This is a genomic window from Clostridium chrysemydis (assembly GCF_015234215.1).
Lineage (GTDB): Bacteria > Bacillota > Clostridia > Clostridiales > Clostridiaceae > Clostridium > Clostridium chrysemydis.
On the sequence record NZ_JADEKP010000001.1, the window covers coordinates 795,969 to 817,070 of the forward strand.

At 26.3% G+C, this 21,102-nt stretch carries 22 protein-coding genes; 19 read left to right on the forward strand and 3 right to left on the reverse strand.

Annotated elements, in window-relative coordinates:
• Window positions 1-209: 209 nt before the first annotated feature.
• The 15 genes from INR60_RS03910 to INR60_RS03980 are packed head-to-tail and all read left to right on the forward strand — an operon-like array spanning window position 210 to window position 11,257.
• Window positions 210-1,061, forward strand: coding sequence for a sirohydrochlorin cobaltochelatase (locus tag INR60_RS03910; protein WP_194190165.1), 852 nt, complete (start codon window positions 210-212; stop codon window positions 1,059-1,061).
• Entirely contained in the window at window positions 1,030-2,328 is a 1,299-nt protein-coding gene (locus tag INR60_RS03915) for a cobyrinic acid a,c-diamide synthase CobB (protein WP_194190166.1), read from the forward strand. The genes INR60_RS03910 and INR60_RS03915 overlap by 32 nt, the downstream gene beginning before the upstream one ends.
• Window positions 2,328-2,951, forward strand: a complete 624-nt coding sequence (locus tag INR60_RS03920; RefSeq protein ID WP_194190167.1) for a precorrin-8X methylmutase — start codon at window positions 2,328-2,330, stop codon at window positions 2,949-2,951. Before INR60_RS03915 ends, INR60_RS03920 begins: the two co-directional genes overlap by 1 nt.
• 4 nt (window positions 2,952-2,955) lie before the next feature.
• Window positions 2,956-4,041 carry a cobalt-precorrin-5B (C(1))-methyltransferase CbiD gene (gene cbiD, locus INR60_RS03925; protein WP_194190966.1) on the forward strand — a complete coding sequence of 362 codons (1,086 nt, stop codon included), beginning with the start codon at window positions 2,956-2,958 and terminating at the stop codon, window positions 4,039-4,041.
• Window positions 4,038-4,637, forward strand: a complete 600-nt coding sequence (gene cbiE / locus INR60_RS03930) for a precorrin-6y C5,15-methyltransferase (decarboxylating) subunit CbiE (protein WP_194190168.1) — start codon at window positions 4,038-4,040, stop codon at window positions 4,635-4,637. The genes cbiD and cbiE overlap by 4 nt, the downstream gene beginning before the upstream one ends.
• A 7-nt stretch (window positions 4,638-4,644) precedes the next feature.
• Window positions 4,645-5,223, forward strand: a complete 579-nt coding sequence (gene cbiT / locus INR60_RS03935; RefSeq protein WP_194190169.1) for a precorrin-6Y C5,15-methyltransferase (decarboxylating) subunit CbiT — start codon at window positions 4,645-4,647, stop codon at window positions 5,221-5,223.
• Between the two features lie 2 nt (window positions 5,224-5,225).
• A complete protein-coding gene (locus INR60_RS03940) occupies window positions 5,226-5,894 on the forward strand; it encodes a cobalt-factor II C(20)-methyltransferase (RefSeq protein ID WP_194190170.1) in 669 nt (222 codons plus the stop codon).
• A 4-nt stretch (window positions 5,895-5,898) separates the two neighbouring features.
• A complete protein-coding gene (cobM, locus tag INR60_RS03945) occupies window positions 5,899-6,642 on the forward strand; it encodes a precorrin-4 C(11)-methyltransferase (RefSeq protein WP_194190171.1) in 744 nt (247 codons plus the stop codon).
• Between the two features lie 2 nt (window positions 6,643-6,644).
• Window positions 6,645-7,625 carry a cobalt-precorrin 5A hydrolase gene (gene cbiG / locus INR60_RS03950; protein ID WP_194190172.1) on the forward strand — a complete coding sequence of 327 codons (981 nt, stop codon included), beginning with the start codon at window positions 6,645-6,647 and terminating at the stop codon, window positions 7,623-7,625.
• Window positions 7,622-8,338, forward strand: coding sequence for a precorrin-3B C(17)-methyltransferase (gene cobJ, locus INR60_RS03955; RefSeq protein ID WP_194190173.1), 717 nt, complete (start codon window positions 7,622-7,624; stop codon window positions 8,336-8,338). Before cbiG ends, cobJ begins: the two co-directional genes overlap by 4 nt.
• Window positions 8,335-9,090 (forward strand): cobalt-precorrin-6A reductase, encoded by a 756-nt coding sequence (locus INR60_RS03960; RefSeq protein ID WP_194190174.1) that lies wholly within the window; start codon window positions 8,335-8,337, stop codon window positions 9,088-9,090. Before cobJ ends, INR60_RS03960 begins: the two co-directional genes overlap by 4 nt.
• 10 nt (window positions 9,091-9,100) lie before the next feature.
• Window positions 9,101-9,823, forward strand: a complete 723-nt coding sequence (locus INR60_RS03965; protein WP_194190175.1) for an energy-coupling factor ABC transporter permease — start codon at window positions 9,101-9,103, stop codon at window positions 9,821-9,823.
• The gene (locus INR60_RS03970; protein WP_194190176.1) at window positions 9,824-10,114 is read left to right on the forward strand and encodes an energy-coupling factor ABC transporter substrate-binding protein; all 291 of its coding nucleotides are present in this window, start codon (window positions 9,824-9,826) and stop codon (window positions 10,112-10,114) included.
• The gene (locus INR60_RS03975; protein WP_194190177.1) at window positions 10,086-10,778 is read left to right on the forward strand and encodes a CbiQ family ECF transporter T component; all 693 of its coding nucleotides are present in this window, start codon (window positions 10,086-10,088) and stop codon (window positions 10,776-10,778) included. Before INR60_RS03970 ends, INR60_RS03975 begins: the two co-directional genes overlap by 29 nt.
• 47 nt (window positions 10,779-10,825) lie before the next feature.
• On the forward strand, window positions 10,826-11,257 hold the full coding sequence (locus INR60_RS03980; protein WP_194190178.1) for a hypothetical protein: 432 nt from the start codon (window positions 10,826-10,828) through the stop codon (window positions 11,255-11,257).
• A gap of 128 nt (window positions 11,258-11,385) precedes the next feature.
• Here INR60_RS03980 and INR60_RS03985 read toward each other — a convergent pair whose 3' ends face one another.
• The gene (locus tag INR60_RS03985; RefSeq protein WP_194190179.1) at window positions 11,386-12,009 is read right to left on the reverse strand and encodes a DNA-3-methyladenine glycosylase; all 624 of its coding nucleotides are present in this window, start codon (window positions 12,007-12,009) and stop codon (window positions 11,386-11,388) included.
• A 181-nt stretch (window positions 12,010-12,190) separates the two neighbouring features.
• On the opposite strand from INR60_RS03985, the gene INR60_RS03990 reads away from it, so the two are divergent.
• On the forward strand, window positions 12,191-15,115 hold the full coding sequence (locus tag INR60_RS03990; RefSeq protein ID WP_194190180.1) for a hypothetical protein: 2,925 nt from the start codon (window positions 12,191-12,193) through the stop codon (window positions 15,113-15,115).
• A 58-nt stretch (window positions 15,116-15,173) separates the two neighbouring features.
• Here INR60_RS03990 and INR60_RS03995 read toward each other — a convergent pair whose 3' ends face one another.
• Window positions 15,174-15,785 carry a hypothetical protein gene (locus INR60_RS03995; protein WP_194190181.1) on the reverse strand — a complete coding sequence of 204 codons (612 nt, stop codon included), beginning with the start codon at window positions 15,783-15,785 and terminating at the stop codon, window positions 15,174-15,176.
• A 103-nt stretch (window positions 15,786-15,888) separates the two neighbouring features.
• Between INR60_RS03995 and INR60_RS04000 the strand changes: the two genes are divergently transcribed.
• A complete protein-coding gene (locus tag INR60_RS04000; RefSeq protein ID WP_194190182.1) occupies window positions 15,889-16,929 on the forward strand; it encodes an alpha-helical endospore appendage domain-containing protein in 1,041 nt (346 codons plus the stop codon).
• Window positions 16,930-16,970: 41 nt separating this feature from the next.
• Here INR60_RS04000 and INR60_RS04005 read toward each other — a convergent pair whose 3' ends face one another.
• Complete coding sequence (locus tag INR60_RS04005) at window positions 16,971-18,302, reverse strand: MATE family efflux transporter (protein ID WP_194190183.1); 1,332 nt, start codon at window positions 18,300-18,302, stop codon at window positions 16,971-16,973.
• Window positions 18,303-18,380: 78 nt separating this feature from the next.
• Here INR60_RS04005 and INR60_RS04010 point away from each other — a divergent pair, with 78 nt between their 5' ends.
• Both INR60_RS04010 and pyrG read left to right on the forward strand, forming a co-directional pair.
• Window positions 18,381-19,205 carry a MerR family transcriptional regulator gene (locus INR60_RS04010; protein WP_194190184.1) on the forward strand — a complete coding sequence of 275 codons (825 nt, stop codon included), beginning with the start codon at window positions 18,381-18,383 and terminating at the stop codon, window positions 19,203-19,205.
• Window positions 19,206-19,402: 197 nt separating this feature from the next.
• Complete coding sequence (pyrG, locus tag INR60_RS04015; protein WP_194190185.1) at window positions 19,403-21,010, forward strand: CTP synthase; 1,608 nt, start codon at window positions 19,403-19,405, stop codon at window positions 21,008-21,010.
• Window positions 21,011-21,102 lie beyond the last annotated feature (92 nt).

Sequence of the window (21,102 nt, forward strand, 5' to 3'; positions counted from 1 at the left end):
CGAAAAGTGTCTTTAAAAGAAGTTTTCTTTTAAAGTTTTTTTGTTGTACTTATAGCATCCTTACAGAGTAAGGGTGCTTTTTTTACGTATAGAAATTATAAATTAAACTATATATTAAAAATAAAATTTAAAAGTACAGCTTATTAGATAGCATAGCTGAAGCCACTTTATTATAAAAAGTAAATTAAAAGTTTATAAGGGAGATTTTAATGAAAAAAGCAATATTAGTTGTAAGTTTTGGGACAAGTTATAAGAATGCATTAGAAAATTCAATAGAAAGAATAGAAGAAGATATAAAAGATTCTTTTAAAGAATATGATGTTTTTAGAGCCTTTACATCACATATGATTATTAAGAAGTTAAGAGGAAGAGGAGAAGAGGTTTTAACTCCAGAAGAAGCGTTAGCAGAAATACATAAAATGGGCTATAAAGAGGTGATTATGCAACCACTTCATATAATACCAGGAGAAGAGTATGACTACATAGTTAATGTAAAAGATAGATTTAAAGATAAATTTTCAGATATAAAGGTTGGAAGACCAATTTTATATTTTCAAGGAACGAAAGAAGCACCTGATGATTATTCATTATTTATAAATTCTATAAAAGGCATAATAAAGGATAAAAATACGATTCTATTTGGACATGGAACATCCCATTATGCTACAGCTGCTTACGGATGTATACAAGCTGTATTACAAGACGAAGGCTTAGATAACGTATACGTTGGTACAGTGGAAGGATATCCTAGTTTAGAAAATGTAATAAACAGAGTAAAAAAGGATAATGTTAAAGATGTAATGTTACTCCCTCTTATGGTTGTTTGCGGAGATCACGTTTTAAACGATATGGCATCTGATGAAGAAGATTCATGGAAGACTATATTGGAAAATGAAGGATTTAATGTCAGTTTATTTTTAAAAGGACTTGGGGAAATAGAAGGCTTTAGAAAATTATATATTGATAGAATTAAAGATTGTATTAATGATAGATATTTAAATGTTGGAAAAACAAAGAAAGGTATGAAAAATGAAAAGAATAATAATCTCATCAAACTGTAGTGGTGGTGGAAAAACTACTGTTACTTTAGGGATAATGAAAGCATTAACAAAAAAAGGCTTAAAGATACAGGGATACAAAGTAGGTCCAGATTATATTGATAAAGAATTTCACAAAATTGCAACTGGGATAGATTCAAGAAATTTAGATATGTTCCTTATGGGAAAATCAGGAGTTTCCTATTCTTTAAGTAAGGGATGCGGCGATATAAGCATTATAGAAGGGGTTATGGGGCTTTATGATGGAAAAGGATTAGATGAAGAATTTTCAACATACCATCTTTCTAAAGAATTTAACAATATTCCAATTATTTTAGTTATGACTCCAAAGGCGCAAAGCTTAACTATTTGCGCTGAGATAAATGGCCTTAAAAACTTTAAGGGTGCAAACATTAAAGGGGTAATTTTTAATAAAGTATCAGAAAAATATTATAACCTTTTAAAAGAATTAGTTAATAAAAATTGTGATGTTGATGTTTTAGGTTATATTCCTAAAGATGAATCTATTAGCCTTAAATCAAGACACTTAGGATTAGTCCAAAGTATAGAGACAGAAAAAATTTCAGACGTTTTAGATAAATGTAGTGATTTAGTAAATAAATATATAAACTTAGAAAAAATTATAGATTATGCAAAGGATATAAGTATAGAAAATAAAAAATTAGAGATAAAGAAAAGAGATATAAAGATAGCTGTTGCTTATGATAAAGCATTTAACTTCTATTATAAAGAAAATTTAGAGATTTTAGAAAGTATAGGGGAAGTAGTTTACTTTAGTCCTTTAAATGATAAAGAACTACCTAAAGATATAGATTTTTTATATATAGGTGGAGGCTACCCTGAAGTCTTTAAAAATGAATTATCAAATAATAAATCTATGCTTAAAAGCATTAGAGAGGGTTTAAATAATGGGCTTAAATGCTATGCTGAGTGTGGTGGATTTATGTATTTAAATAAAAGCATAGAAGGGTTTGATATGGTAAACTTTTTTAACTCAGAAGTTGTTATGACAAACTCTCTTCAAAACTTTGGTTATGCAGTTTTAAAAGGATTTAAAAATGATATAAATATACATGAATTTCATAAATCAAAATGTATAGGAAATAGAGAAAATATTTTTGATATAGAAAAAACAGATGTTTTAGGAAACAAAATTAATTGGAAGTGCGGATATAAAAAGAATAATACTATAGCTCAATATCCTCATATACATTTTTATAAAAATTTAGATTTTTTAAATAATATTTTAGATTTAGAAGGTGAAAAATAATGACTTATATAAAAAATCCAGGAATGATAGAAGAAAAAAGCTTTGAAATAATAGAAATTGAAATGGGAGATCATTCATTTAACGAAGAAGAATTAAAAATAGTAAAAAGAGTTATTCATACTACTGCTGACTTTGAATACGCAAATCTTTTAGAGATGAGTGAAGACTTTATAGATAAAGCAAAAGAGGTATTAAAAAATTCACCTCTTTTATATACAGATACTAACATGGCAAAACAGGGAATTAATAAAAAAGCTTTAGAAAAGCTAAATGGTTCTGTTGAGTGTTTTGTTAGCTTAGAAGAGGTATATAAAATCGCAAAGGAAAAAGAGATTACAAGGTCAATGGCAGCTGTAGAAAAAGCATCAAAAGATGGAGTAAATATTTATGTTTTTGGAAACGCACCTACAGCACTATTTAAGTTAAGAGAGATGATTTTAAAAGACCTAGTTAAACCTGATTTAATAATTGCAGTTCCTGTAGGGTTTGTTGGAGCAAAGGAAAGTAAAGAGGGACTAGAAGAGTTAAATATACCTTATATAACTGTAAGAGGAAGAAAAGGTGGAAGCACAGTAGCTGCATCAATCGTAAATGCGCTTATGTATATGTGCAATGCAAGATAAAACTATGATGGACATGTTTGTTAGAAGTGGAAGTAAAATTTTAAGGTGCGGGTATACTACAGGGTCAACGGCAACAGCAGTTTCCAAAGCTGCAACTAAAATATTATTAGATAAAAAAAAGATAGACAAAATTAATATAGAAACCCCAAAAGGGATAGATTTAGAAATAGAACTAAATAGTATAAATATAGAGGAAAATTTTGTTGAAGTTAGTGCACTTAAAGACGCAGGTGATGATTTTGATGTAACTGATGGAATAGAAATTTTTGCTAAAGCAGAGTTTATTAAAGAAGGAATAGTAATAGAAGCTAAAGAGGGAATCGGAAAAGTTACAAAAGGTGGATTAAGTGTAGAAGTTTTAAAACCTGCTATAAATCCTACTCCTTTAAAGATGATTAAAAAAGAAATTAATAAGATTCTTCCAAAGGGAGTAGGGGTAAAAATAACTCTTAGGGTACCAAAGGGAGAAGAAATTTCAAAAAAGACCTTTAATAGTAGGCTTGGAATAGTAGGTGGAATTTCAATTATAGGGACAAGCGGAATAGTTTATCCAATGTCAGAAGAAGCTTTAAAAGAGACTATAGAAGTTGAAATAAAGCAAAAAAGAAGGAAAAGGCTAGTATTAACATTTGGTAATATTGGTGAAAATGTTTGTAAATCTTTAGGATTTAAGGAAGATGAGATAGTTATTATTTCAAACTATGTTGGATTTTCTTTAGAAACTTGTGTTTTAGAATGTGTTGAAGAAGTAGTTTTAGTAGGGCATATCGGAAAGATGAGTAAAATCGCTTATGGGTGCTTTAATACGCACAGTAGGGTAAGTGGAGTAAGACTTGAAGTTTTAGCTTTAGAACTCGCACTTTTAAATTATCCAATTGATTTAGTTAAAAAAGTTTTAGAAGAAAAGACTACAGAAGGTGCTGTAAAACTTTTAGGGGATGGTCATTATGACCTTTATGAAAACATAGGATTTAAAATCTTAGACCAAATAAATGCATATTGCTATAAGGAATTAAAAAGCGATATAGTAATGTATTTTGGATATAGTGATTTTAAAATTTTATATAATTCTTTGGAGAAAAAATTATGATTTATTTAATTGGAATAGGTCCAGGTAACAAGGACTATATGTTAAAAAAAGCTATAGATACCTTAAAAAAGTGTGATGTTATTTTAGGGTTTAAAAGAGCAATAGAATCAATAGATTTTATAGAAAAAGAAAAAATAATAATAGAAAAGCTAACGAGTATTGAAAGCATAATATTAGAAAATAAAAACAAAGATATAGGAATTATAGCTTCTGGAGATCCAAACTTTTATGGGATATCTAATTATCTAAATTTAAAAATAAAAGAAAATCTTATAATAATTCCTGGCATTACTTCTTTTCAGTATTTAATGAGTAAAATAAACAAATCTTGGTCAAAAGCTTATAGCGGGTCTATGCATGGAAGAAAAGAGGAATTTATAAAATTAGTTAAGGAAAATGAAATAAGTATATGGCTTTGTGATAAGGAAAATACTCCAGATAAATTATGCTTTAAATTACTACAAAATAATATTAAATGCAGAGTTTACGTTGGTGAAAATTTAAGTTATGAAAATGAAAGAATTATTTCTGGATCTTTAGAAGAAATAAGAAATAATAGATTTTCTTCATTATCTATTTTAGTTATAGAGAGGTAAAAAAATTATGAGATATTTAAAAGACGAAGAATTTATACGCGGTAACTGTCCTATGACAAAAGAAGAAGTGAGGGCTTTATCTATTTCTAAGATGGGATTAAGTAAATCTTCTAAAGTTATTGATGTTGGAAGTGGCACAGGGACAATAACAGTACAAGCTTCCATAATAGCTAAAGATGGAATTGTATATTCAATAGAAAAGGATGAAGATGCTTTTAATACAACAAAGATAAATATAAATAAATTTAACTTAGAAAATGTTAAACAAATTAAAGGTAATGCTTTAAGTGCTTTAAAAGAAATGAACCTTAAAAAAATAAAGGTTGATTCAATATTTGTTGGAGGTTCTCTTGGAGAATTAGAAGAAATAATAGATTTATCTTTTGATCTTTTAAAAGATAATGGAAAACTAGTATTAAATTTTATAACATTAAAAAATTTAAATATATGTTTAGAAAAGCTAAAAGGTTTAAATATAAAACCTGAAATAATATCAGTAAATATAAGTAGGTGCAAGGGGGAATCTATGATGATGATTTCTGAAAATCCTATATTTATAATTGAATGCAATAAAGGAGAAAATTAAAAATGGCAATATTTTATGGAATTGGTGTAGGCCCTGGAGATAAGGAATTATTAACTATAAAAGGATTAAATGCAATCAAAAACTGTGATATTTTAGTTGCACCTTCAGCTAAAGAAGGAGGAGAAAGTATAGCTTTAAATACAGTAAGTGACTATATAGAAGATAAAACTATAGTTAAAGTTATGCATTTTCCTATGGGTAAAAAAGATAGAGAGATAAAATCTAAAACAGCATATGACTTTATTCTAGAAAAGTTAAACGAAGGAAAGAATGTAGGATTTTTAACAATTGGAGACCCGTATATTTACAGTACATACATATACCTATTAAGACACATAAAAGAACAAAACTTTAAAGTTAAGACTATACCTGGAGTTCCATCTTTTTGCGCTTCAGCAAGTTTAGTTGAAAGACCATTAGTAATAGGAGATGAAAGCCTTCTTATAGTTCCATCTAATAAAGTTAACACTATAAAGGATGAAAAGTTTGTAGTTATAATGAAGGTTTATAAAAAAGAAAAAGAAGTAATAGAAACTCTAGAAGATAAAGGATTTACTGATTACGTTTTAGTTAGTAAATGCGGTAGAGATGGTGAAAAAATATTAAAAACTAGAGAAGAAATAATAAATTCTAATGAGTATATGTCATTAATTTTAGCAAGTAAGGAGTAAGAATATGATTTATTTTATAGGAGCAGGTCCTGGAGATCCAGATTTAATTACTGTTAAAGGAAGAAGAATATTAGAAAGTTGTGATGTTGTAATTTATGCAGGATCTTTAGTATCTAAAGAACATTTAATGTGTTTAAAAGAAGGTACTAAGATATATAATTCTGCAAATATGACATTAGACCAAGTTGTAGAAGTATTTAAGGAAAATAAATCTAAAGAAATTGTAAGGCTTCATACAGGGGACCCTTCAATATATGGAGCTATAAAAGAACAAATGGATGAACTTGAAAAGTTAAATATAGACTTTGAAGTAATTCCTGGAGTAAGTTCTTTTGTTGCATCAGCAGCAGCTATAAAAAAAGAATTCACTTTGCCTAGTATAACTCAAACAGTTATATTAACAAGAGTTGAAGGAAGAACTAAAGTTCCAGAGTCAGAGGATTTAGAAAATTTAGCAAAAATAGGAGCATCTATGGCTATCTTCTTATCAGTAGGTATGATAGATAAAGTTTGTAAAAAACTAAAAAAAGGGTATGGAAGAGATGTAAAAGTAGCTGTAGTTTATAGAGCATCTTGGGAAGATCAAAAAATAGTATACGGGACATTAGATACAATAGCAGAAAAGGTTAAAGAAGAAGGCATAGAAAAATGTGCTCAAATACTTGTAGGTGATTTTATAAATTGCGATTATGAAAAAAGTAAATTATACGATAAAACCTTTACCCATATGTATAGAAAAGGAATATAGCTTTGATTTCTGTAATAAGTGTCACTAAAAAAGGCGATTTCTTAGCCTATTTAATTAAAGAAAATATAGAGTGTAAAGTTATAAATTCTAGTATTTTTAAAGAGTCTAATTTAGAAAATATAACAGAAAAATGCTTTAAAGAAAGTAAATTTATTATATTTATAAGTTCAACTGGAATAGCAGTTCGCGCTATTTCAAAGTTTATAAAAGATAAAAAGGTAGACCCTGGAGTTATTGTTGTTGATGTTTGTAATAACTTTACTATAAGCCTTATTTCAGGACACCTTGGTGGTGCAAATTATATGACAGAAAAAATATCTAAAATTTTAAATAATACTCCTGTTATAACAACAGCTACTGATAACCTTAAAATAAAAGCACCAGATATTTTAGCAAAAGAAAATGATTTAATAATTGATGATTTTAATATGGCTAAAAGAATTGCAAGTAGACTTGTAAATAACAAAAAGGTATATTTTTTTGATGATAGAAATATTATAAAAGCTCCAAAAGGCTACTTAAACACAACTAAAATAAAAGAAAATACAGTAGTTATAACTAATAAAGTTTTAAAGGATAAAGGTGTTTTAATTCTTTTAAGAAGAGATATAATCCTTGGAATAGGGTGCAAAAAAGGGACAAGCTTTAAAAAAATAAAAGAATTTGTTTATAGGGAATTAAATCTAAGAAATATCGATTTAAGAAGTATTAAAAGTATAGGAAGTATTGATATAAAAAAAGATGAAGAGTGTATAAAATTACTTGCAAATGAATTAAAGGTAGATTTATATTTCTTTAAAAAAGAAGAAATTGAAAAGGTCCAAGATGAGTTTATAGGAAGTGAATTTGTTAGAAAAATTACAGGGGTAAAAGCTGTAAGCGGACCTTCAGTAAAACTATTAAATGGAGAAATACTTGAAGAAAAATTAATATTTGAAGGCATAACTTTAAGTATAGGAAGATTAAGGAGTGAAAGTTTATGAAAAAACTTTATGTAGTTGGAATAGGTCCAGGGGGGATTGATCATTTATCAGTAAAGGCGCTTAAAGCAATAGAAGACTCTGATATAGTGGTAGGATATACGAAATACTTACAAATGATAGAAGCTTTAATAAAAGATAAAGAAGTATTTAAAACTGGAATGAGAGGGGAAGAGGAAAGATGCATTAAAGCCTTAGAACTTTCAAGAGAAAAAAATGTTTCTATAGTTAGTACTGGGGATTCTGGTATTTATGGTATGGCTGGACTTATACTTCAACTTAAAAAAGATGAAAATGTAGAGATAATACCAGGAATTACAGCATCTAGCGCAGCTGCATCAGTTCTAGGGGCACCTTTAATGCATGATAATTGCAATATAAGTTTAAGTGATTTAATGACTCCATATGAATTAATAAAAAAGAGAGTAGAAAAAGCTTCAGAAGCTGACTTTATAATATCTTTATATAATCCAAGAAGTAATGGTAGACCTCATTACTTAAAAGAATGTATAGATATTATGAAAAAGCATAAAAATGAAAACACTCCTGTAGGGATTGTAAAAAACGCCCTTAGAGAAGGTGAAAAAGTTACTATAACAACCCTTAAAGATTTCGACCCTAGTATAGTTGATATGATGTCTATTGTAATAGTTGGTAATAATAGCACTTATATTGAAAAAGATAAGATGATTACTAAAAGAGGTTACACAGTATGATTTTATTAGTTCTTGGGACGAAAGAAGGAAAAGAAATAGTAAAGAAGATAAATGAATTTAGAGAAGATATTGTTATTTCTACTTCTACAAAATATGGAGGAGAGCTTTTAAAAGATACTAAGTTTCAAAAATTAAATACGAGCCCTTTAGATAAAGATGGGTTTAAAGATTTAATTAAAGAAAAAGATTGTGACACTATAATAGATGCGACTCACCCCTATGCTAAGGATGTTTCTATAACCCTTATGGAAGTAGCAAAAGATATGAATTTAAAGTATTTTAGGTTTGAGAGAAAAGGGATTTTAGAAAATTATAATGATGAAAATATTATGTTTATCGATAGTTATGATGAACTTAAATGGGCTTTAAATGAAATAAAAGGAAATGTTTTAAATACAACTGGAAGCAATAATATATCAAAAATTGAAAGTTTAAATTTAGAAAATAGGATAATTCATAGAATACTTCCAAGCCCAAAGATAATAAATAATTTATTAGAAAATGGAATTAAATATGAAAATATTATAGGGATGAAAGGTCCTTTTGGATTTTTTATAAATGACGGAATTATAAAAGAATATGATATTAAGGCATTAATTACAAAAGATAGCGGTTTAATCGGGGGAACTAAAGAAAAAATTGAAGCTGCACTTCAAAGTAACGTAAAAGTTATTGTAATTAATAAACCTAATATAAGTTATGTAAATAAAATATATGAAATAGAAGAATTAATAGAAAAATTAAGGTTATAGAGGTGAAAAAATGAAAAAATTATTTGTTTTATTTTATGGAATTATAATTGCTTTAACTATTCCAATGAATGCTTACGCTATGCATATTTCAGAAGGGGCAATTTCTTTAAATTGGTGTCTTTTTTATTATGCAGTATCATTGCCATTTGTAGTTATAAGCTTTAAAGAAGTTAGAGAAGTTTTAAAAAATAATATTGATGTAAAAATGCTACTTGCGCTTATGGCTGCGTTTATTTTCTTAATGTCAGCTTTGAAATTACCATCTGTTACAGGAAGTTCTTCACATCCAACAGGTACAGGCTTAGGTGCTATTTTATTTGGGCCTTTTAAAATACCATTATTATCAGTAATAGTCTTACTCTTCCAAGCGCTACTTTTAGCACATGGTGGATTAACTACACTAGGTGCTAATACATTATCTATGGGGATAGTAGGGCCTATAGTATCTTATGGAATTTTTAAATTATTAAAAAATAAAAATAGAACTCTTGCAGTATTTTTAGGGTGTGCTTTAGGAGATCTTGCAACATATGTTGTAACATCTATACAACTAGCTTTAGCTTACCCAGATTCAGTAAATGGTTTCTTAAGCTCTTTTATAAAGTTTGCTGGAATCTTTGCAGTTTCTCAGGTTCCTTTAGCTATAGTTGAAGGGTTAGTTTCTGTAGTTATATATGATTATGTTATAAAACACTGCAAAGGTGAATTAAAAGAAATAAATGGAGGATTATAAATGAAAAAGAAAAATATCTTAATAATAATACTAGTAGCTTTATTTTTAATAGTTCCCTTTGTAATTAATTCAAACGGTGCATTTGAAGGGTCAGATGATGAGGCTAATAATACAATTCAAGAATTAGACCCATCATATACGCCTTGGGCTAAATCTTTGTGGGAACCACCATCAGCAGAAGTCGAAAGTTTTTTATTTGCAGCACAAGCTGCAATAGGTGCAGGATTTATTGGTTACTTTGTAGGTTATAAAAAAGGCAAAAATGTTCCAAGAAATAAATCTATACAGTAATTTAAGTAAATTTAAAGATATATCTGCACTTCAAAAAATTATTTTAGTTTTTTTATCTTTGATATATGCAGGGATGAGCAAAGATATCAATATGATTCTTTTAAATTGTATTATATTTATTTTAATAAATTATATTTATAAAAATCCTTTAAAAGTTATATTGAAAATTGTTTTAATAAGTTTAACTTTTAGTGTTTTTTCATCTTTAGGATTATTTATAAATAAAATAAGTATAAGTGAAATTATTTTAATTAATCTTAGGAGTTTAAGTGGTGCATTAAGTATAGGGTTTTTAGCACTAACTACTCCAATTACAAGTATTGCAAAGATTTTAAGCAGATTTGATATTTTAAGAGATATTTCTGACTTATTAATATTAACCGAGAGGTTTTTAATAATAATAGAAGAAGATTATAGGAAAATTTTTATATCTATAAAATCAAGATATGGCTTTAGAGATTTTAAAAGTAGCATTAAAGATATTGGTAAATGTTTAGGTTCATTATTTAAAAATATGTTTAATAGATTAAAAGAAATAAAGGTATCTTCTCAAAACAGGTGCTATAGAGGAAGGTTTTATTATAGGTGCGAAAACAAACTAAGTAAAAGTATGTTCTTATTTATTTTTATATATGTAATATTATTTATATTAAAGATAATATGATTAATATTTCGCGTGTAGGAGATACTAGGTTTATGGAGGTAGTTACTATGAAAGATTATAAAATAGACTATTTTTCAAAATACTATTTTTATGAAATAGATGATTTTAAAAGAGAAGAATCTGGTGAATTTATTATAGAAAATATTGAAAAAAGTTCAAGGTTTGATTATAAGGGGTATTCTTACAAATATACTAAGTTTAATAATATATCAAAAGGTGAAACTATAAAAGATGCGATTTTAACTATAGACTCGGAAAAAATAGACCTTTTATTAAACGGAGATTTAATTCATTTAGATTTAAATTATAAATTTGAAGTACAAGAACTTGAAGATCACTTTAGAATAGGGACTAAATTAAGTGAAAAGTTTAAAGAATCATCCGTACTAATCTACGTAAATAAAGAAATAGGTAAAGAATTTATAGAGGATTTAGAAAAGGTGAAAACTAATATTTTAAATAATATGAAGCGCGAATAATCGCCTTTACATTATTAATTTTCTTTAAAAATGAAAGTATTACTTTATATAACATATATTATGTAGAGTTTTAAGGTATAAGTTGAATTAGGTTCATATATATCAAAAAAATAAGCTATAATAATAGCTTATTTTTTTGATATATATGGATTGTTTTTAATATAATATCGCCATAAAAAATCTTTTGCTTCTTCTGCGTAATCTATTCCGATTCTTTTAGTTTCGACTATTTCGAAATTAGAAGTATTTCCGTCTAAAAGGTAAAACTCATCATTTTTATAGAGCTTTATGTTATTTAATGATTTATCTAAAGATAACGCAAGGCAAAGTTTTGAAGGGCCGTTAGTTAGGTTATATTTTTCCTTTTCTTTTAAATCCTTAAAAGGTTTATTAAATCTTTTAAAGCTTAAGTAGTCAAAATCATTAAGAGGTTCTAAGGCTCTTATAAGAACTCCTTGAGGGTCATCTTTTTCACCTGAAATAATATTAAAGCAATGATATTTTCCATATATAAAATAAATATAGGAAAATCCAGCACTTTCATATAAAGTTTTTGTTCTTTCAGTTTTCTTATTATCGTAAGCGTGACAGGCTTTATCAATTTTGCCTATATAAGCTTCCGTTTCAACAATTTTTAGGTGTAAGGTTCTATTATCTATATTTCTAACTAAAATCATTCCTAAAAGCTTTTTTGCTAAATCTCTTGCATCTATATTAAAAAAAGAGTCATCTTTAATTTTTTTATAAGTCATAGTTATCACCTCAATAAACATTTTATCATATAAAAAATTGTTTTAAGAATTAATTTAAATAATATATTAACAAAAAAACTAAAAGTTTACTTAAATATAAATTTAAGTGGTATTCCAATCCATTGCTTATGAAATGTTTAAGGGGTATAATTTAAAAGAAATAAATGTAAAGGAGTAAAAAATGGGGGATTTTTTTGAATTTGAAGATAGGTTAAAGGACGGATTAATAACCTTTGAAGAAAGTAATTTAAGAGATCTTCTAATAGAAGCTAAAGAGAATTATTCAGACGATTTAGTACTAAATGATTATATATATAGATTTTCAAAATACTTAGAACTTTGGGAAAATAATAATACTATTTACGATATTGCTTTTAGATTAGAGTATATTATGAATCATTTAGATGCAGCGACTGAATATTATATAATGGCATTAGAAGATGGAGAAGATAGAACTAAAATTATAAGAAGATTAATTCCTTGCCTATACAAAGTTGGTAATTTAGACTATGGTATTCTTCTTTTAAGAGAAAATTTAAAAGAAAATATAGATATAAAGTGGACTGTAGCTAATTTAATCAAATTTTACTCAGAACTTGAAAAAGAAGAAGAACTTTTTAATATACTTAAAGATTACATAACAAAAAATAAAATGAATTTAGAACTTTGTTTTTTAATTTCTAAGATGTATATAAATCTAAGAGACTACAAAAGAGCAGAGTTCTTTTCAGATAAACTTATAGAAGAAAAGAACCATTATAAAGACAGAATTGAAATTTATAGGCTTATTAAAGATAAAGATTTTAAAAAGGCAAAAGATATAGTTTCAAATAAAAATGAGTGTGAGTATCTAAATGATAGAATAAGAGAAAAAGAGAAAGAATATATCTTAAGTGTTAAAGAGATACGGGGAAGTATATTAGGTTTAATATTAGAAGGAAATATAGACGAAGCTGTAAAAACTGCAAAATCTTTAAAGGATTATTGCACTGATAAAGATATTAAAACTAAATCTAGAAACAATGACTATATCTATAAGGTTATTGAAGAAATAAATTCAAAATCTACTGCAAAAAAAATATTAGGTGAGCTTGTTTTATATTTTATCTATAGTCCGGATAATAAAATAATTATTCAGCAAATTGCTAAAATATTTGAAAAAACAAAGAAAATAAAAGAGGCAGAAAATATATATAGATACATTTGTGAAAAAGAAGATAAAAAAGATAGATGGGAAAAGTATATTATATTTTCTGATAGAAATAACTTATATATAAACAGAATATATGGATATATGGCATTATTGAAGTTTGGTGAATTTAATAATGAGTTTAACAAACAAGTAGAATTTTTAATAAGAAAGAATATATTTAAAGTTTGCAGAGAAGAAGATGCAGAGGAGATAATTGCAAAGATAATATATAGATACAAATTATATAAAGAAAACATAGAAAATATTTTAGAAGAGAATGAGATTTTTGACCTAATAAGTAGTTTTATTAAAAGGCTTACAGGAAATTCAAAGGAAGCCTATAAAATAATTAGTCCTTATTTAAAGGATATAGAAAAAATCAATTGTATAAACTTTGCACTTTATAACGAAGATATTGACCTAGCAAAAGCGATTCTTCAAGAATTTAATGATAAATTTATAAAAGAAAATAAAGATATAATAAATTATTATAATTCTATAGTAAATAAAGAGAAAATCTTAATTAAAGGTGCCCTTACGTTACTTTCTAATTATCCGCTTGCACCAAGTATTAAATATGTAAAAGAAGTAACAAAAGGTTACAACATAGAAAAAAATATAGATGAGGGCATAGAATGTTATAAGGAGTTAGTTACTATTTATAAAGAGGATATCCCTTTAAAGATAGAATATAGCAGGCTTCTTGAAAAAAATAATAATATTTTAGAAAGTTATAAAATAAAAAAAGAAGTAGCAAATAACTATAAAAATATAGATGAATTTATATATAGAAATAAAGAACTATTATTATTTTCATTTTATTATGGATACGAAGATGAAATAAAAAGTATAAAAGAAAAAATAGGAATATTTATTAAAATAAATGATTTATCTAAAATAAGTAGAAAAAAGCAAATTAAATTAAACAACTTATTAAACCTTTGTGATAAATTAAAAAGTATTTTAAAAACGCTAGATAGTGACTTATCATCTAAATTTATAGAAGCTTTAAGGTATAAAAATATAAATTTAGCTATAAATGTTTTAGAGAATTGTAACTCCAGTAAGGATTTAATTTTTAATGTTTTTTACTTAGAATTTTATACAGATTTCAAAGTAGCAATAGTAAAAAGGTTTTTAAATCTTTATAGAGATTCAAATTACGTAAGCAGCCCTTTAAATTTAAGTTTAAAAGAAGGAAACATAAGCTTATATAAAATATTAAATGAGCTTTATGATAATTTTAAATTTAATTTAATCAAGCCATCTTTAATCGAAAATAAATTATATATAGTAACTAGTGATGCGGGAATTTTTGAAGATATAAAAAATATATTAAAAAAAGGATTTGATGATTATTCTAAATTTTTAATAAGATTTTATTCTTCTATAAGAAATGAAAAAAATGTAACTGATATAACTAGAAAAGTATTAAAAGAGTTAGAAATGGATCTATATTTGCGAATAGAAATATTTAAATGGCTTGATACTATATATGAAGATAAAAGATTTTTTAAAGTATTAGGTGATTGGTGCTACAATATAAAACTTTTTGATGAGGCTTTTAATTATTATGAAAATTCAGATTTAAGTGGAGAAAAGAATATATCTAGGCTTTCTAACAAATACATCTCTGAATTAATTACATTTAATAAGGTTAAAAGAGATGAGTATTCTAAAATCTCAACTGTAAAAGCTATAAAAAGAATAGTTTGGAGCGAAAACTTAAAAGAATATAAAGATAAGATTTTTAAATATTATTATGATAATAATTTAAAGTTAGAATTACTTCTTTTAAATATTTTAAAAGAAAAAGAAGTACTGACTATAGATAATAAGGATTTAAAAGAATTAAAAGAACTTGATGAAGAATTATATGATTATATATTTTATAAATATATTTTAGAAAAGTAGATTTTACTATTAAAAAGGATGGAGCTAAAAGATAATTGTGAGCTCCATCCTTTTTATTTTAGAGATTTAAGTTTATTTTTATATTTTCTCTTCTAAAATCAAAGAAATTTTTATTTAATTTTGTGATTTGGTCTGGGTTATTTTTAGGAAATAAAATATCTAAAGGTGTTTTCTTTCCATTTTTAGTATTTTTAAATATAGAATATCTATTTCTATTTTTTTCATAGGTCCAGTATCCAAAATCGTTTAAAAATTTATCAAAATCACATCTAGAAATCAAAAAATATAATGACTGTTCTTTATATCTATTTGAAATATAAATCTTTACAGAGTCATTATCTAAAATTTCATAATGGTTTTTCATATTAGATTCTTCATAAATATAAAGATTTGAAAGTCTATTATCTAAAGTATCTTTATTTTTATGGAAAACAGGGACGTTGTTATTTACTCCTAACAAAAAATTTTGTAATTTAAGCTTTGATTTCTTATTTGTAACTAAGTATGAATTGTGCTCTTTGCTCCAAGTAAGGTGCCAAAACCCATCCCTTTTTATAGGACCTACATTTTTTAAATCAATTTTTGATTTATATAAACGTCCTTTCTTATTAGAAACATTTATATAGGATTCTCCTATTTTTATATCAAAATAATTTATAGTTATTTTCAACACCTCATTCCATATATTTACAATTATATCAGAAAGTTAAACTATTTGCATAGTAACTAAAACAAAATATTTAGACTTTCATATAATAAATAAGGAGGTTTTTATGTATACTGATGTTAATTTAGATAAAATACCACTAGTTACACCAACTGGAAATGCAGTTTTTTCATCAATAACAAACGATAGCAATATTTTTTATTTATTAGAAGAACTAAAAATAGAAAATTGCTCTAGGGTGTATAAATATGATGATAACTTTAATTATATAAGTGAAACACTTCTTTGTTCTAGATATAATAATTTATATTTTAATAATGGTGAGTGTATATTTTATGGAACTATTAAAGGAGATAATTTAAATATTTATAAGCTAGATATTTACTATAAGGAAATCGGAACTATTAAATTAAATCCAAATACAAAGTATTTTGGAGAAATTTTAGGAATCTCATTTAATTGTTGTTATGATACTATAATAGTAACTTATAAAAATTTTGTATTAGATTTTAATAAATCAGGGGAAGTTGTTAATATAATAAGCACAAAAACTTATGCATTTATATATTGTTTAGAAATTGCACCTTTAAGATGTATTATAGAAAAAAGGATAAGTGATCAAATATTTATCATTTCATCTGATTGTGGTTGCATTAATATAAATATGAATGGAAGAGAAAATCCAAGATCTCAAACATATAGTCTTTCTTTTAAAAATAAGAAAATTAAATTTTTCACTTTATTTAATGATGGAAATAAATCCTATGTAAGAAGGTTTGCTATTTGTTTAAGTGATCTTCCTCTTTGCCCGTATATGTGTAATTTAGGAGACAATAGCGTATGTAAAGACAGGTACCCTGCATGTACTTGTGTTGTTTGTAAAAATGATAATACACCTTGTAATAGTTGTAATTTAAAAAATGATGATATAGAAAAGTCTATAGCTAATATAGAAAACTCTATATCTAAAATATTAAATTCAGAAAGTTTGAAAATTCAAAAGGTTTTAGATGAAGTTTGTAGTGTAGATGATATATTAATGGTCAATGAATCTGTTTTAAGAACTATTAAAGCAATTAAAGAATTAGAAGAAGTATTAGTTAAAAAATTAAAAGTGAATAGATGTGATGACTATTTTGATTTATAAAATAAAAGCTATGCACTAGACTTTTTCTAGTGCATAGCTTTTTAAAATTCTAAATGATAAAAATCTTTATATTCTTTTATGAAGAATATATCAATAAGTAAGGTTAATAATTCTGCAAATGGTACGATTAGCCAAAGTCCATCAATTTCAAATAGTGTAGGGAATATTAATGCACCTATTATTACAAATAAGAAGGCACGTGCAAAAGATATTATTGCTGAAATTTTTCCGTTTGATAAGGATGTGAATAATCCAGATGCAAAAACGTTAAATCCAACAGCTAAAAATGCAAATGAAAATATATAAAGTCCCTTTAAAGCTAAGAAGTAAGTATTATTTGAAGGATCTACAAATACTTGAACTATTCCTTTTGCAAATGTTATTGAAAATATAAAGATAAAAATAGAAGAAAAAGCTAAGAAGTATTTTGAATACTTAAGAACTTCTTTTAATTTTTTATAATTTCTAGCTCCATAGTTATAACTTATTATAGGAGATACACCGGCTGAAAAACCAAGGTATGTTGAAATTAATAAAAAGTGAGCATATAAAATTATAGTAAGAGCAGCTACACCATCTTCTCCTGCATATTTTAAGGCTAAATAATTAAAAAGTAGTGTTGTTATACCTGTTGATAGTTCGGTTACCATTTCAGAAGATCCATTTATACAGACATCTTTAATAATTTTAAAATCGAATTTAGGTTTAATAAATTTTAAAGTTGATTTTTCACGTCTAAAATATAATAAACCAATTAAAAGAGATATTAAAGCTCCAAGGCCTGTAGCTAAAGCAGCTCCACCTATTCCATATCCAAAAATTACGATGAAAACATAATCAAGTACAATATTAATTACACCACCTATAATTGATATAAAAAGACTAAACTTGAAATCTCCATCCGTTCTTATAAAGAATTCAACTAATGACTTTATTACAAATACAGGAGTGAAAAAAGCTATTATGATCCCATAAGTTATTGAATAATCGATAAGTCTATCTGTAGCACCTAAAAGATAAGATATATCTTTCATAAAAAAGCATAAAATAATACCCAAAATTAAACTAAATACAAATGAAAAAATCATTAAGGCTGAAAAAGTGTTTTTTGATTCTTCAATCTTTTTTTCTCCAAGTTTTATAGCTATTACAGCACTTCCTCCAGTTCCAATCATAACTGCAAAACCAAATACTAAATTAATAAGTGGAAGTACAATGTTTATACTTGCTAAAGCGTCAGAGCCAACGAAGTTTGAAACAAATATTCCATCAACTATAGTATAAAATGATATAAATACCATAGAAATTATTGCTGGCATTACGAATTTTAAAAATTGTGAAAAGGTTAGTTTTTTGCTAAAAATATTTTCCATATTACATTTATGTCCCTTCTTTAAATTATAATAAAAGTATATAATGTATAGTAACTATACAGTCAAGGAGATTTTATTATGGAAAAGGATATAAGTAAATATATTAAGATAAGTGACTTTGCAGATTTATGCAAGACAAATAGAAAAACCCTTATCTATTATGATAAAGAAAATGTTTTTAAGCCTAAATATAAAGATTCTAAAGGATATAGATACTACCATATTTCACAGTACGATAGTTTTAGTGTCCTTATGCAATTAAGAGAAATAGGTGTATCTTTAGGTGAGATAAAAGAATACTTAGATAATAGAAGCCCAGAAGAATTCTTAAATCTTTTAAATAAAGAAAGAGAAAAAACTAAACTAAAAATAAAAAACTTAAATAATATTATTAAAAATGTAGAAAATAAAATAAGTACTACAGAAGAAGGAATAAATTCATTAACTAAAAAAGATCCGTATATTGAATTTTGCAAAGAAGAGCATTTTAATACAGTAGATATAGGAAATTATTATTTTGATGGAATAATTAAAGGTGTGACAGAACTAGTAAATGAAAATGAAAGAGAAAATATAATTTCTGGATTTCCAATTGGTGCAATTGTATGGAAAGAAGATATATTAAGTGGCAACTATTTTAATATAAGTAAGTTAATCATGAAGGTATCTAAAAACGATAAATCTAACTTTTTGAAGAAAGAGAAGGGATTGTATGCAGTAATTAATCATAGCGGCCCTTATGAAGAAACTAAGAAAAGCTATGAGAAATTATTAAGATTTATTTTAGAAAATGGTTATGAGATATGTAGTGATTCTTATGAAGAAGGACTTTTAGATTATTTATCTACGAGAAATGAAAAGGAATTCTTAACTAAGATCTCAGTTAGAATAAAAGAGTGTTAATAAAATATGAATAAAAAAAGACTACCAATTTACAAATAGATATGTTATTATCATATCTATGTTATTAAAAAAGTAACCACAGATGCCCCATAAATAACGTAAATTTACGGGGTAATATCTATTATATTATTATTAAAGATAAGAGTCAATAGAAATTTAAATAAATTTTCTAATCTACTATCTAAGGAGGAAATTCTATGAGTAAAAATACTAAATATATATTTGTAACAGGTGGAGTTGTTTCTGCATTAGGAAAAGGAATAACAGCAGCATCACTTGGAAGACTATTAAAAAATAGAGGATTAAATGTTTCAATTCAAAAATTTGATCCATACCTAAATGTTGACCCAGGAACAATGAGTCCTTACCAACATGGTGAAGTTTTCGTAACTGATGATGGGGCTGAAACAGACTTAGACTTAGGTCACTATGAAAGATTTATTGATGAAAATCTAACACAAAATAGTAATGTTACTACAGGAAGAATATACTGGTCAGTAATATCTAAAGAAAGAAGAGGAGAATATCTTGGAGGAACAGTTCAAGTTATACCTCATATAACAAATGCAATTAAAGAGAGAGTATATAGAGTTTCAAAAGAGAGAGATGTAGATGTTGTTATTACAGAAATCGGGGGAACAGTTGGAGATATAGAATCACAACCATTCCTAGAAGCTATAAGACAAGTAAGAAGTGAGGTTGGACCTGAAAATGTATGCTTTATACACGTAACTTTAGTTCCATACCTTGGTAAAGCTGGTGAATTAAAAACTAAACCTACTCAGCATTCAGTTAAAGAATTAAGAAGTATTGGAATTCAACCTGATATAATAGTATGTAGATCAGAGAAAGAATTATCAGAAGATATTAAAAACAAAATCGGTTTATTCTGTAATATTGAAGGAAGAGCAGTTATTCAAAACTTAGATGCAGAACATCTTTATGCAGTTCCTTTAATGCTTCATAACGAAGGATTAGATGATTTGGTTTGTGAGAAACTACATATAAAAACTAGAGAAATAGATAATAGTGCTTGGGAAGATATGGTAAGCAGACTAGTATCTTTAAAGAAAAATGTTAAAATAGCTCTAGTTGGAAAATATGTAGAATTACATGATGCATATATTTCAGTAGTTGAATCTTTAAGCCATGGTGGACTTGATAACGACGCAAATGTAGAAATAGAATGGATTAATGCAGAAGAAATCGAAGGAAAAGACATCAATAAATACCTTGAAGGAGTAGATGGAGTATTAGTTCCTGGAGGTTTTGGAGATAGAGGAGTAGAAGGGAAAATTGAAGCTATAAGATGGGCTAGAGAAAATAAAGTACCTTTTTTAGGGATTTGTCTTGGTATGCAATGTGCAGTTATTGAATTTGCAAGAAATGTAGTTGGATACAAAGATGCACATAGTTCAGAATTAAACGAAGAAACTACTCATCCAGTTATTGATATAATGCCAGAGCAAAAAGACATAGAAGACCTTGGTGGTACTATGAGACTTGGGTTATATCCTTGTAAATTATCAAAAGATACAAAAGCTATGGATTCATATAAAGACGAAGTTATATATGAAAGACATAGACATAGATATGAGTTTAATAACGAGTATAGAACAGAGATTGAAGAAGCTGGTATGACTATTTCAGGAACTAGTCCAGATGGTAGACTTGTTGAAATAGTTGAAATTAAAGATCACCCTTGGTTTGTAGCTGCTCAATTCCACCCAGAATTAAAATCAAGACCAAACAGACCTCACCCACTATTTAAAGAATTTGTAAAAGCAGCAATAGAAAATAAATAAGAATATTCAAAGCAATTAACTTTTGTTAATTGCTTTTTTGCATTCATTACAAAAATTATTATAATAATGCAATATATAATTTATAAACAAAA